Origin of the sequence: Shewanella zhangzhouensis (assembly GCF_019457615.1) — a bacterium.
Classification (GTDB): Bacteria; Pseudomonadota; Gammaproteobacteria; order Enterobacterales; family Shewanellaceae; genus Shewanella; species Shewanella zhangzhouensis.
Genome location: NZ_CP080414.1, coordinates 1,490,813 through 1,503,950, shown reverse-complemented (window position 1 = coordinate 1,503,950; position 13,138 = coordinate 1,490,813). Strand labels below are relative to the sequence as shown.

General features: G+C 56.3%; 9 protein-coding genes. 1 reads left to right on the top strand and 8 read right to left on the bottom strand.

Going from position 1 to position 13,138, the window contains the following annotated elements:
• Positions 1 to 41: 41 nt before the first annotated feature.
• The 5 genes from K0H63_RS06470 to K0H63_RS06450 form a co-directional block, all read right to left on the bottom strand.
• The gene (locus tag K0H63_RS06470; protein ID WP_220067231.1) at positions 42 to 749 is read right to left on the bottom strand and encodes a helix-turn-helix transcriptional regulator; all 708 of its coding nucleotides are present in this window, start codon (positions 747 to 749) and stop codon (positions 42 to 44) included.
• A 102-nt stretch (positions 750 to 851) separates the two neighbouring features.
• Positions 852 to 1,235, bottom strand: a complete 384-nt coding sequence (locus K0H63_RS06465; RefSeq protein WP_220067230.1) for a VOC family protein — start codon at positions 1,233 to 1,235, stop codon at positions 852 to 854.
• A 146-nt stretch (positions 1,236 to 1,381) separates the two neighbouring features.
• Positions 1,382 to 3,139, bottom strand: a complete 1,758-nt coding sequence (locus K0H63_RS06460; protein WP_220067229.1) for a phospho-sugar mutase — start codon at positions 3,137 to 3,139, stop codon at positions 1,382 to 1,384.
• A 249-nt stretch (positions 3,140 to 3,388) separates the two neighbouring features.
• On the bottom strand, positions 3,389 to 6,949 hold the full coding sequence (locus K0H63_RS06455) for an ABC transporter permease/M1 family aminopeptidase (protein WP_220067228.1): 3,561 nt from the start codon (positions 6,947 to 6,949) through the stop codon (positions 3,389 to 3,391).
• Between the two features lie 11 nt (positions 6,950 to 6,960).
• A complete protein-coding gene (locus tag K0H63_RS06450; RefSeq protein ID WP_220067227.1) occupies positions 6,961 to 7,842 on the bottom strand; it encodes an ABC transporter ATP-binding protein in 882 nt (293 codons plus the stop codon).
• A 286-nt stretch (positions 7,843 to 8,128) separates the two neighbouring features.
• On the opposite strand from K0H63_RS06450, the gene K0H63_RS06445 reads away from it, so the two are divergent.
• Positions 8,129 to 9,319 carry a transglycosylase SLT domain-containing protein gene (locus K0H63_RS06445; protein WP_220067226.1) on the top strand — a complete coding sequence of 397 codons (1,191 nt, stop codon included), beginning with the start codon at positions 8,129 to 8,131 and terminating at the stop codon, positions 9,317 to 9,319.
• 151 nt (positions 9,320 to 9,470) lie between these two features.
• Here K0H63_RS06445 and oleD read toward each other — a convergent pair whose 3' ends face one another.
• Genes oleD through K0H63_RS06430 form a run of 3 tightly spaced genes read right to left on the bottom strand, consistent with a single transcriptional unit; the run spans position 9,471 to position 13,131 of the window.
• Complete coding sequence (gene oleD / locus K0H63_RS06440) at positions 9,471 to 10,526, bottom strand: 2-alkyl-3-oxoalkanoate reductase (RefSeq protein WP_220067225.1); 1,056 nt, start codon at positions 10,524 to 10,526, stop codon at positions 9,471 to 9,473.
• Entirely contained in the window at positions 10,523 to 12,217 is a 1,695-nt protein-coding gene (oleC, locus tag K0H63_RS06435; protein WP_220067224.1) for an olefin beta-lactone synthetase, read from the bottom strand. The genes oleD and oleC overlap by 4 nt, the downstream gene beginning before the upstream one ends.
• Positions 12,214 to 13,131: an alpha/beta fold hydrolase gene (locus K0H63_RS06430; protein ID WP_220067837.1), complete on the bottom strand. Its 918-nt coding sequence runs from the start codon at positions 13,129 to 13,131 to the stop codon at positions 12,214 to 12,216. The genes oleC and K0H63_RS06430 overlap by 4 nt, the downstream gene beginning before the upstream one ends.
• Positions 13,132 to 13,138: the final 7 nt, after the last annotated feature.

Below are 13,138 nucleotides of genomic sequence, written 5' to 3'. Positions count from 1 at the left end.
AGCGTGAAAATGGCGGCCCCGGCCGCCATTTTTTATGCGCATCAATCGGCCTTTTGGGCCTTTTCGTACTCCCGGCTCGCCTCATCCATCCGCGCCACAAAATCCGCCAACTCCTGCCCCGGAGTATGGGCAAACTGCAAGGTTTCACACTCGAGGCTCACAATACGGTCGGCGCGAAAACTGCGAAAATCCCCCCGAAGCTCGCACCAACCCAGCAGAGTCCAGGTGCCACGCCAGAAATAAATCGCCAGAGGCCTGAGACGCCGCTCTGTCACCTCATCCTTGGCATCCCGATAGCAAATCTGACAATACCGCCGTTCTCTGGCTGCGATCCTGAGCGGGTCCAGAAATTGAAACTCGGCATCATCGAGATAAAAGTCCGGCGAAAACATAAGGGACTGCATGTCTTTCAGGCGATTTGGCAGCACGGCTTCAACCTTGATCAGCGCCTGGGTTGCCGCTTGCCCAAGGGCCTTGCCGCCCCAGGTTTGTACCATACGAATGCCCACCTGAATCGCTTCCAGCTCCACCTCGTTGAACATCAGCGGCGGCACATTCACTTCCTGGCGCAGCAGGTAGCCAACACCGGCCTCCCCTTCAATGGGGATGCCAGAAAGACACAGATCCTGAATATCCCGGTAGATGGTTCGTGGCGACACCGCCAGGCGCTCGGCAAGCTGCGCCGCCGTGGTCAGGCGTCTGTGCCTTAAGATTTGCACGATTTGAAACAGTCTGTCTGCGCGGCGCATACCCTATCCATGCAAGGGCCGGTACGCCAATGCGCCCGGCCCAAGGTCTTCTGTTATTGCTGGCTCAGTACCAAAATACCCATGCCTTTATGCCCAACATCGTCAGAGCGAGGGGCTCCACAGGCCGACTGTGTTGCCTTCGCTGTCGACAAACAGGGCTATGTAGCCACACTCGCCGCCCTTGATGCCCATGGGTGGCATAACGATTTGTACCTGGCTGTGCTCCAGTTTGCCCACCAGCGGGCCAAGATTATCTGTCAGATGCAGGTACAGACAGGCGCCGCCCTGACCTGGCTTAAACTCGGGGTGTTTCATCAGGCCTATGGTGGCGGCCTTCTCATCGCTGCATTCGAGGATGGCGTATTCCACCTCATCCATGTCTTCCCGGCGAAAACTCACGCCAAACTGGGTTTGGTAGAAGGCGATGGCTCTTGCCATGTCACTGACAGCGATTTCGCCCCACACCAGGGGTTGAGTTGCTTGCATATCCCTATCTCCTTGTTGAGTAAACTTTATATATCAATGCTTTGAAGTAGATATTACTTCGCGCTTCATCGATAGAGTCAGCTTAATCCCCCCCTGCTGACAACATGGTGTCAGCAGGGTTTATCAGGAGTCGGATTTTTTCGGTGTCAGCGGGGCAAACTCGCCTGATGACCATCCACCAGCGCAGCCATCAGGGCATCCCCTTCTCGCTGGGCATCGGCCATGGCAATCCCATCTGCCATGGGCAATACCAGCTCGTAGTAGCATTTTATCTTGGGTTCTGTGCCCGATGGCCTGACTATCACCCGGGCACTGGAGCCCGGCGTGGCGGCAGATGCCCCCAAATGGTAAATGAGTACATCGCTCGCAGGCAGAGCTATGACCTCTTCCCGGCCATCGGCATAGACTTTACGCAGGTGCTTTAAGTCTTCCCGGGCAACCACAGGCCGCCTGTCTATCTCGGTTGGCGGATTCTCCCTGAGCCAGGCACCTATGTCCGGCGTCCCTTCCCCAAGGGCAATGCTCACCTGTCGGTTTACATAAAGCCCATGGCGGCGATAGAGCCGCTCCAGCGCCGCCCACACATCCTTGCCTTCTGCCAGAAGCTCTGCCGCCAGATTGGCAAAACACAGCTGGGCACTGATGCCATCTTTATCCCACACCAGATTGCCCACGGTGTAACCCAGGGCCTCTTCATAGGCAAACAGAAACGGCTGCTGCGGGGTTTCCAGCTGCTGCGCCGTGTTCATCAGCCACTTAAAGCCGGTGAGTGTGGTGTAGCTGCGGGCACCATAATGGGCGGCAATGGCGTGCAGAAGCGCCGACGAGACTATGGTATTGCCCACCAGGGGCACGCCTGAACCTTGCCAATGGGACAGCAGATAGTCACACAATAAGGCGCCGGTTTGATCCCCGGACAGCATACGATACCCGCCATCGCTCTGGCGGACCGCCAGCGCGAACCGGTCGGCGTCCGGGTCGTTGGCACAGGCCAGCATGGCGCCCTTGTCACTGGCCTCATGGATAACCATATCCATGGCGCCCGGCTCCTCGGGATTGGGAAAGTTCACCGTGGGGAAATTTCCATCGGGCTCGCGCTGGGCCGCCACGCTGTATACCTGGCTGAAACCCGCATCCCTGAGCACCCGCTCGGCCATGGGCGCACCGACCCCATGCATCGCGGTATAGGCAATCCCCAGACTGGCACGCCCGGCCTGACTTTCACCGGCGGGATGCAGCAGTGGCGAATGTAATATGGCGCGGCGATAGCGCTCAAAAAAATCATCCTGCAAAAACGAAAGCCGCCCCTGTTTTACCGCTTCGGGCTCAGGCATCCAGGGCAGTTCGAGATTGGCAGCCCGGTCGATGCAGGCCGCGATGCCGGCGTCGTGGGGCGGAATAATCTGCGCGCCGTTTTCCCAATACACCTTATAGCCGTTGTATTTGGGCGGATTATGGCTGGCGGTGACCACAATCCCGGCGGCGGCTTCGAAGTGTTTTACGCCAAAGGCCACCAGCGGCGTGGGGGCAACATGGCTGGTCAGGCGCACTTTAAAGCCCATGGCGCTGAGCACGCAGGCCGCATCGTGGGCAAATACCCGTGAGTCATGGCGGCCATCAAAGCCAATAACCAATCCCCGGCGCTTGGCATCCTTGAGTTGTGCTTCGAGATAAGCGCCCAGACCGGCGCTGGTTTCGCGCACCAACAGGCGATTCATGCCCATGGGACCCGGACCGACAATGCCGCGAATTCCAGCGGTACCAAAGGCCAGTCTGCCATCGAAGGCGGCTTCGAGCGCCTTGTCATCCCCTGCCGCTACCAAAGCCTCCAGTGCGGTGCGACTTTTGGCATCGGGATCCCTTGCCAACCAGTTTTTTACCTTGAATGCGAGCTGGGTATCCATAACCTCTCCTTGTGCCACCCGGTGACCTTACCGTCACCCTAACCTGTGCCAAGCGCTCCAATACAAACCCGATAAACGGCAAAAAAACCGCCGTCAGGCTCAGCCTGATATCCGGATACGGGCGCTTCCTCTTGAAACCACAATAGGCACTCAGCCATGAGCACTCAAGCAAATTTGCAGTTTGCGCCGCGATACCAGACATAAAAAAACGCGGCCCCACAGGGAGACCGCGCTTTTAATGTCAAGCAGTTACAGCTTAAAGATGTTGTCTTTGCTGTCTCTGTCCACCAGCTTCACGAAGGGGTCAACGCCGACGTAGCTTGGGGCTTTATCCAGCTCAAAGGACAACTGATTGTCGCCGGATTTGAGTGGGTGTTTCTCCAGCAAAAGCACCTGCTCTTCCGAGTCAATGCTGTCAGGGTCGGCAGCAAAGAGCCCAATATCCACCCGCTCATTGAAGACCTCTTCCTGCTCCTTGCCTTCATTGTCGGCCTTGAGCAGCCCGGCATGGATATCCAGATCCACCCGCACCTTGCCGTTCTCAAGCTCGGTGATCCTGGCATCGGTCAGGCGCAAATCATAGAGCTTGATGTCTCTGAAAGCACTGTCCACAAACGCCAGCTCATCATCATCGAGGCCTTGCTTCAGGTACGAAAGCAAATCCAGGGTGGTTGGGAAGGGGTCGGCACGATAACGATAGCGCTCGAGGAAGGCGGCAAGATTGGCATTAAGCTTCTCTTCACCCACCATGTCCTTAATGGCCATCATCACCACAGACCCTTTCTGGTAATGGATGTACTGCTGATTTTCACTGCGTAGCAGCGGCATCTCGCCAATACGCTCACCGCCGCGGCCGCGCAGGTAGCGGTCAAGCTCGTAGCGCAGGAACTTCCTGAGCATATGGGCGCCGTATTTCTTCTCCATCACCATCAGGGCGGCATACTGCGACAGGCTTTCGGAAATCACCGCACTGCCCTGCACATCGGCGGCACCGACCTGATGACCCCACCACTGGTGAGCGACCTCGTGGGCGGTCACGTAGTACACAGGGTCAATCTTGTCGGGATCCCTGAGGTCGGTAATAAAGCCGATTCGCTCAGAGTAAGGCACTGTGTTGGCAAAGCTCTGGGCAAAGGAGCGGTATCCCGGAAACTCCATAATCCGCAGCTGACGATGCTGATAAGGACCAAAGGCCTCACTGAAATAGTCGATGGAATCCCGCACCGATTCCACCATGCGGTCAACGTTCCAGGGATGGTCGGGGTGATAATACACCTCGATGTTAATGCCCTTGTACTGCTCCTTTTTCACCTCAAAACGGCCAGATACGATGGCGAAGAAATTCACCATGGGGCTGTCCATTTTGTAGTGGAAGAAGTTGCGACCATTTTCCTGCCATGCCCTGGTCAGGTAACCCGGCACCAGCGCCGTTTGGTCACCCGCGGTGGACACTGTGGCTTCAAAGTCAACAAAGCTGCCCTGGGGACCAAAGAAGTTGACCTGATGGAAACGTTCGTCTTCGAGTTTGTTGGCTCTGTCCTTGGGAGGCAGACCACGCTTTTCGCGCTCGTGTCTGTCGAGCAGTTCGGCATCGCTCTGGTAGCCAAAGGCTGGCAACAATTCGAAGTTATTGATGAAGGTGCCGTTTTCCACCAGGGTGAGGTCGAAGTTGTTTTCGGCAATCCCGGTGTTTTCACGCACCAGGCTTATCTCACCCGCTACGTCGGCGCCATTGGCAATGGGTGTATCAAACACCAACCAGGCCACCGGCAGGGATTCATCCTCATCGGTCAAACGGGCCCCGGGAATATCAAACTTCAGCGACTCCCTGTTGGTATGCTCCGGCAGGCTCACCAACATGCGGGAGATCGGTTCGCCGCTGCGGTTTTGCCAACGCACCTCGACACGAGCCTTCAGGCGGCGCTCGCCGGGGTAGATATCGAAGTGACCCTTTACACTCACAGGTGACAACACGGGCGCATCGGCGTACTGACGATAGCGCTTTTCGTAATCGGCCTGGCTGTCGGTCATCTCGTCGGGAATACGATAGTCGTTGACCACTGTGGTTTGGTAAAAGAGATAAGCCCCCATCCCCGCAAATACCGCCACCGAGGCAAACGCCAGCACGCGACCGCCATTGCCGAGCTGATATTTCAGCAGACCCAAACGGTGCCTGAGCCCCACTTCCGGGCCTCGGCGATATAAGCCGAACGCGAGCAGGAACAGCAGCACGGAGAAAGCGCCCCAGTACAGCATATACAGGGCATGGCTTTGCAACGACCAGCCGTAACCGTTCATGTCGGAGTATGGCAAGGTGGGTGAGCTGGCAAAGTTATTCAGGCTGTGGCCAAAACCCCAGCTGGCCAGGATCAGGCTGAGGACGTAATAGCCCACGTACAGCCCCATACCGGCATACTTATTGGGTGCCAATACCTGGAAGAAAAATGCCAGCACCGCCGACATCATCAGGGGCAGCAAAATCATAAAGCCCAAACGGATGGCGTATTGCGACAGCTCCAGGTTCATCTGCCCCTTGATAAGCTGGAACACAATGGTGGTCAGCATGGCAATCAGATACAGAATCACCATCACCAGCGACAAGGCCACGAACTTGGAGCTCAGGAACACCCGATTGGACACCGGCAGGCTGTCGATGATGTCGCCCATGCCGGTGCTGCGCTCGCGCCAGACGATTTCACCGCAGTAAAACACCAGGATGATGACCATCAAAAGGCCAGTGGAACCCACAATCAGATCCACCATGTCCTGGGTCAGTGGCCAGTTGCTGGTGCCATACCAGTTCAGGTCCCCGGCAATCATGGGCCCAAGCAGGTTAAAGATACTCAGGGCACCCAGGATGTAGAAAGGCGCCGTAAAGAGTACCTGCTTGACCTCAAAACGCACTCGGGTCCAGAACTGGGCGCTGCCACTGATAGTGGGTGTGCGCACCAACGCCGACAATGGCGGCATCACAGGCACCTTGTAGGCGCGCTGCTTCTTCCCTTCGGTGCGACGGGTTAAGGATGGTTGGCGGTGCAAGCCACTGATAGCCAGAATAAAAGCGGTAATACTGAGCCAGAGAATCCGGTTTTGCAGCATCAGGCCCTCAAGCCCCATGCTGATGGTGTTTTTCTCGGCAATGGTCCAGTAGCGCGCCACCTGGCTGTAGGTGCGAAGCGCGAAAGGATCGAGTAAGGCCGCAATCTCACGGTACTGTGGCTGGCTTGCCAGTTGCCCGGCCAAACCATAGAGAATAAATACCGCCACCGCAGTCAGGTACAGGGCCATCATGGAGCGGAACTTCTGTGCCATGGCGTAGAAGAGTGCCGACAAAAACAGCAGACTTGGCATCACCAGCAGCAACATGGGCTTGAGGTAAAACCAGAGGGAGATGTCCCCAAAACGGCTGGAGTCCACCCAGGGCATCAAAGAACCCAGCAAATGCCCAAGTGGCGCCAGGGTAAACAGGGTCATAACCACAAGCGCGCTGCCCGCAAAGCGGCCAAGCTGATAGCCTATTGGCGACAGCGGCTTAACATAAAGCAGCTCTTCCATCAGGCATTGCTGGTTACGTACCGCCGTGCTGCCAACGAAATTCACCACAGCAAACATGGCGATCACCCCGGTGATGAGCAGGGTCTGGCCGATGGCGAAGGGACTGTTTTTTAAGACTTCACCGCCACTGCCGATTTGGACGTTATCGGTTGCGGTGGCAAAAAAGCACACCAGAAACAACAACATCCCAACCACGTAAAAGGACGGCTGACGCAAATAGTAGCGCCATTCAAAGGAGAGTGTGTGTAAAAACATGCTGCCCTCTCTTATGCGGCCTGATGGCTTCTGTGGCTGTGCAGGGTCGAGAAATACAAGTCCTCAAGCCCGGCATCCGTGCCTTCAAACCCTTCGGGACAGGCTTCCGACATGACATTCAGCACAGTGCGGCCGGCGAATAGGCGCTTGGAAATCACCGGCAGGCGCGCTTCAAGCTCTGCGGCTTCCTGCTGGGACACGGTACGGCGCCAAATTCTGCCATTCAGGGAATCCACCAGCTCTTGCGGGTTGCCTTCAAGCAATATGCTGCCCGATGCCAGTACAGCCATTTGTGGGCACAGTTCGGCCACATCTTCCACTATGTGGGTCGAGAGAATGACAACCCGCTCCTCACCCAGGCTCACCAGCAAATTGTGGAAACGGTTGCGCTCTTCGGGGTCGAGGCCCGCGGTGGGTTCATCCACAATCAACAATTTGGGGTCACCCAGCAAGGCCTGGGCAATACCAAAGCGCTGACGCATACCGCCGGAGTAGCCACTGACCGATTTGAATCTGTGTTGATAGAGGTTGGTGTGAGCCAGCAGACCTTCAACGATTTCCTTGCGCTCTTTGGCATTACCAATCCCTTTAAGCACCGCCAGGTGATCCAGCAAATCCAGCGCAGTCACCCGGGGGTAGACGTTAAAATCCTGAGGCAAATAGCCCAGCATGGTGCGTAGTTTCATGGGATCGGCCATCACATCTATGCCATCGAAATGAATGCTGCCACTGTCGGCCGATTGCAGGGTTGCAATGGTACGCATCAGGCTGGACTTCCCGGCTCCGTTGGGCCCTAACAGGCCAAACATACCCTTGGGGATTTCCAGATTGACATTGTTCAGGGCTTTCACCCCGTTATCGTAGGTTTTGGTGAGGTTTTTAATGCTTAGCATGGGTCCTTTCCGCTTATTCGAGTTCGCTAATCCGACCCGAACATACCAGAATGAACCTTAACGTCACCCTAATAATTGTAATAATTTTTCAATAATTTACAGCATGACATTCTACATATCTGCAACATTGTTATTTGTTTGCGGTCATACTGACGGCTTAACGCGCTTTTTTACCGGTAAGGGCTCCCGGCAAAAATATTTATTCAGCCCCCCGATGCCAAGGGGTAACAACAGGCGTATGATTTAGCGCTTTTCGCGCCGCAGGGCAGTCAGGGAGGGAATCATCATGGGAAAAACAATCTTTTTGAACGCTCTGCCTGCCAGCAGACAAGGCCGTATCAGGGCCTGGTTCTTGCTGCTGTTAAGTCTGTCAGTCCTCGCAGGCTGTCAGGTAAACACCCAGACACCCGATGCCTCCCGGGATACAGAGTTAAGCGCTCAGCCTGAAGCGATTGTCCCCGTCATTACAGAAGACACCAGCACACCGGAGTCACCGGCGCCGGAAGCAACACCGCAGCAAAACCTGTGGCAAAAAATCGCCGATGCACAGACCATTGCCGTGCCTTCGCACCCGGAAGTCGCTTATTTCCATGGACTTCACCGCAATAACGGCCTCTTCCCCATCAATGCGCCCGCTGCCGCCGAACCCTGGCTGTACGACATCATCAGTGAGCTGGAAGCACGGGATATGCCGCTGGAACTTGCCCTGCTGCCGCTGATAGAAAGTGGCTACCACCCAGGTATCAAGGGATTGGGGGGCGCCGGACTGTGGCAACTTGCCGCCCAGACAGGTCGTAATCACCATCTCAGGGTCAATCAAAGCTACGATGGCAGATTGGACCCGAACCCAGCCACCCGCGCCGCCCTGGATTACCTGCTATACCTGTACGAGATGTTCAATAACGACTGGCTGTCGGCGGTAGCAGCCTACAACATGGGTGAAGGCAAGCTGAAATCGGCCATTGAGCGCAATCGCCGCAAGGGCAAAGCCGAGGACTTTCTGGCGCTCGGACTGAGTCGTAATCAGGCACCCACCCTGTACAAATGGCTGGCGGCGCTGGCGGTTTTACGGGACCCACAAACTCAGTCGGCCAGTTTCCCCCCTATTGCCAACGCGCCCGTAATGGCAAGGGAAGCTGTGCCCAACGGTGTGGCACTGTCCAACATTGCCCAGGCGCTGGGCATGTCTGCCAAAGAACTCTCCAGACTGAATCCGGCCTTCAGGGACGGCATCGTGCCCTTCAGCGGCAAATATCAAATCAACCTGCCAAAGACCCAGCTGGCCGCCCTTAACACGGCGCTGGTGAACTTAACGCCATCTACCCCCGGTAAGGGCGGCAGCTATCAGGTAAAATCAGGCGATACCCTGAGTGGCATTGCCAAGCGCCATGGATTATCCCTGGACAAGCTGCTGACGCTGAATGGGCTCAATATGAAGAGCATTATCAAACCCGGGCAACAGCTGCGACTGGAATAATGATGGTGCCGGGGCTGGCGTAAGCCAGCTTTGCGCCTCATCTGGCGTGAAGTCTGTTTGAGGGGAGTTTGAATGGCTATAGCTTCAGCCCCGAGACAAATCGTCCTGGGGCTTATTTGGGGGGCTGATTTTTGGGGTTTGCTTTTAGAATCTATTGCTGCAGTGACGCCTTGAGCCGCGCCATGCCCTCATCCAGAGAAATCAGCGGCTCGTAGCCTAAAATCTCCCGCGCGGCACTGATATCGTAGTAGTGGCTGCAAGACAGCTGCCTTGCCACAAAGCGGGTCATCAGGGGTTCCTCCTGTTTGCCAAGAAGACCATACACACCTTCCAAAAACGCGCCCATGGCGTAAGCAAGCCACACGGGTACCCGGCGGGTCACGCCCGGCAAACCGGCACAGGCGAGAATTTTCGACAACATTGACGCCATGGTGACCGGCTCGCCGTTGCTGAGGAAAAATGCTCTGCCGCCACACTCGCCGGGCTTTTCGAGCAAAGCAAGCGCCGCCAGCACATGGGCATGGGCGGCGTTATCCACATAAATGGTATCCACCAGCTTATCTTCGGCCCCCAGGAGACGCAGACGACCGGCGCGGCCACGTTCCAGCACCCTGGGTACCAGATGGGGATCGTTTGGCCCCCAAATCAGATGGGGCCTCAATGCAGTAGTCACCAGTGACGGCGAGTTCGCCTTCAACATTATGTCCTCGGCCTCGGCCTTGGATGCGCCGTAATGATTCAAAAAGTGCGCTGCATAGGGCGCAGACTCATCGATACCCGATTCATCTTTACCATCAAAGGTCACACTGGGGGTGCTGGTGTAAACAATGGCTTTGATGCCCAGGTCCCGGGCCGCCTTCAGCACATTGCCAGCGCCGATGACATTGGGGCCATAGTAACTTTCACGGCTGCCCCACACCCCAGCCTTGGACGCCACATGAAACACCAGCTCGCAGCCTTTCATGGCCGCAGACAGGGCCTCAGGGTCGGTGATATCGCCACGGTGCATCTCTACACCCATGGCATCAAGGGCTGGATAGACCGAGCGGGCAATGCCGACGACCTCAATACCAGCACTCAGCAACTGCCGGCAAAGCGCCTCCCCCAAAAAGCCCCCTGCGCCTGTCACCAGTACGCGGCTGACGTGGCTTTTGAGTCGTTTGGCGGCATCCAGCTGCGCCGGATGTAAGGAAAAAGCCTGGGTCATTTGTTCAGACCACCTGAGAGTTGCTTTTCGGCCCACAGCGCCAGTTTTTCTCTGAAAATCTTGGCGTTGTGGCGAACATCCATGGGGAAGGACTCATGGATAAGGAAGAAATCTATTCCCTGGGTTATCTCGTGGGCCTCGGCCATTTCACGCAGCTCACGGTAGAGGCTGCTGGCATTGTTACAGGCCTGAGACCGCTCGAGTTCCAGGCAAACCAGCGGGATCTTATCCCCATGACGATGTACCCCAACCAGTGCCGAGCGGGCAACCAGTGGATGGATATTGAAAATTCGCTCACAGGGAATGGAGAAATAGTGTTTCCTGAAGGCGCCGCCTTCGGTGGCATCCACCCGATGGGCCTTGCGGCCACACATCCACAGACGCCCCAGCTCATCCAGATAGCCAAGGTCACCCATGCGATGCCACATCCCCTCGCCATCGGCAATTTTGGCCACACTGGTGGCTTCATCTCTGTGATAGTAGGCGCGGCTCACCATGGGGCCTTTCACCACTATCTCTCCGATTTCATAGGGTTGCAGTTTAAGCTCGTCCTGCCACTCGGCAATTGGCGCCTCATCGATGGCGATGATTTCAAGCGCGACGCCCTGCACGGGTTTACCCACCAGGATGCCACCACCTTTGGCCGTCACCTCACCGCTGGCAAGGAGCTCATCACTGGCGACAAAGCACAGTGGCAGGCCTTCAGTGGCGCCGTAAGAATTCAGCACTGGCGCATCCGGCGGCAGTATCTGGCGGAAGCGGCTGATGGCATCAATGGACGCAGGTGCCCCGGCAGAGATAACCCGCCTGACGCCATTCAGCGTCAATGCATTCGCCTCGCCGTAACGGCCAAGCTTATCCAGCAGCGCCGGATTCAAAAACAGGTTGGTGCACTGATAGTCAGCGATGGCTTTAAAGAGATATTCGGGTTTTGCCTTGATAGGCCGACTGGCATCCATACAGGGCACGATGGAAGCCATGCCAAGCGCAGGGCCAAAGAGGGCAAACAGCGGGAAAGTCGACAGATCCCGCTCGCCGTGGCGAATGCCATAATCCTGTTTAAGCGCTTGAATTTGCGCCTCAAACATCTGATGACTGTACTCGACACCTTTGGGGATACCAGTGCTGCCACTGGTAAACAGGATGGCGCAAAGCGCCTGCTCATCGAGCAGTGCCATGGGATAGGGTCCCATATCCTGGCCGCGTTTTTCTATCTGGGCCAGGGTATTGCCGCCCCAAAGTTTGAGCCCCCGGCCAACGGTGACCAACTGGGTAACCGTCTTTTTGCCCCATGAAAACAGCATCCGCGCCACATGGGCCTTGGGGATACCGATAAAGGCATCGGGCGCTGCTTCATCAAAGCACTGACCGAGATTTTTGATACCCATGCCGGGGTCAACCATCACAGGGATGATCCCGGCTTTAAACAGCGCGAAAGTCAGGGCGAAAAAATCCAGCCCGGGGGTCACCATGAGCACGGCCTTGTCACCGGCATTCAAACCTATGGCATTCAGCCCATGGGCGATGGCGTCACTGCGGCGATTAAGTTCACTCAGGGTCAGCTCATCGTAGCAAAGCTCACCAATTCCCCGCGGTGGCTTGCCGAATCTGTGCCTTTGTACCGCAACAGCCAAGCCCTGGGGCTGGGCCTGTGCAGCCGAAACCAAATGGCGGCACAGGTTGGCATTCATGATGCGAGGGCCTCGGCGGTCGCAGGGGCGGCCACGAAACGCTGAATGTGGGCTATCACTTCGTCGCTGGCATCTTCAAGGATGTAGTGACCACAGTCTTCGAAGGCGTGCACCTCGGCCTGGGGCAGCTTTTCTTGCCACACGGTAAGGAAATGCCTGTCGAACACAAAGTCTTTGAGTCCCCAGCAAATGAGTGTTGGCACACGGGTAAATTGCGCCAGGCTCTGCTCTATTCGGCTCACTTCATCCCAGGCGGTGTCGCCGGGCTTCAGGGGGATATCCTGTACAAAACGCAGGGTGGAAATACGATTGGCCCAGCTGTTAAAGGGCGCGACGTAAGCGCGACGCATCTGAGCACTCATAGGATTGCGCTTGCAGCCAATCACAGAGGCAAGCCCGGCAAAGGCATTAAAGCCACGCACCAGCAGGGTTCCAAGCCAGGTATCACGGCAAATTTTAAGCCTCAGCGGCAAGGGCTTGCTGGCAGGCAAGTGAAATGCTGCCGTATTTAAAATCACCAGCCTTTCAATGGCATCTGGGTATTTCGTCGCCCAGCCCATGCCAATCATGCCACCCCAGTCGTGTACCACCAGGGTGACTTTTTCGGTCACATTGAGGTGCGCGAGCAAGGCTTCGAGATCGCCAACACGGCTTGTCAGGGTGTAATGATAACGGCTGTCATCGGGTTTATCCGACAAGCCACAACCCACATTATCCATGGCAATGCAGCGATACTCGCCTTTGAGGGCGCCAATCAGATTGCGGTAATACAGGGTCCAGCTCGGGTTACCGTGCACCATGACGACAGTGCCTTTTGGCTCAATGTCGCCCTCTGGTCCCTCATCGACAAAGTGAATATTGTGGCCGCCGTGATTGAAAAAACGGCGACGAAAAGGCAGCAGGCTGTCCAGCATTTTATGA

Excerpts from the sequence above, each read along its gene's own strand:
- K0H63_RS06450 (WP_220067227.1), bottom strand. The coding sequence starts at position 7,842 with ATGCTAAGCATTAAAAACCTCACCAAAACCTACGATAACGGGGTGAAA.
- K0H63_RS06455 (WP_220067228.1), bottom strand. The coding sequence starts at position 6,949 with ATGTTTTTACACACACTCTCCTTTGAATGGCGCTACTATTTGCGTCAG.
- K0H63_RS06460 (WP_220067229.1), bottom strand. The coding sequence starts at position 3,139 with ATGGATACCCAGCTCGCATTCAAGGTAAAAAACTGGTTGGCAAGGGAT.
- K0H63_RS06465 (WP_220067230.1), bottom strand. The coding sequence starts at position 1,235 with ATGCAAGCAACTCAACCCCTGGTGTGGGGCGAAATCGCTGTCAGTGAC.
- K0H63_RS06430 (WP_220067837.1), bottom strand. The coding sequence starts at position 13,131 with ATGCTGGACAGCCTGCTGCCTTTTCGTCGCCGTTTTTTCAATCACGGC.
- oleD (WP_220067225.1), bottom strand. The coding sequence starts at position 10,526 with ATGACCCAGGCTTTTTCCTTACATCCGGCGCAGCTGGATGCCGCCAAA.
- oleC (WP_220067224.1), bottom strand. The coding sequence starts at position 12,217 with ATGAATGCCAACCTGTGCCGCCATTTGGTTTCGGCTGCACAGGCCCAG.
- K0H63_RS06470 (WP_220067231.1), bottom strand. The coding sequence starts at position 749 with ATGCGCCGCGCAGACAGACTGTTTCAAATCGTGCAAATCTTAAGGCAC.
- K0H63_RS06445 (WP_220067226.1), top strand. The coding sequence starts at position 8,129 with ATGGGAAAAACAATCTTTTTGAACGCTCTGCCTGCCAGCAGACAAGGC.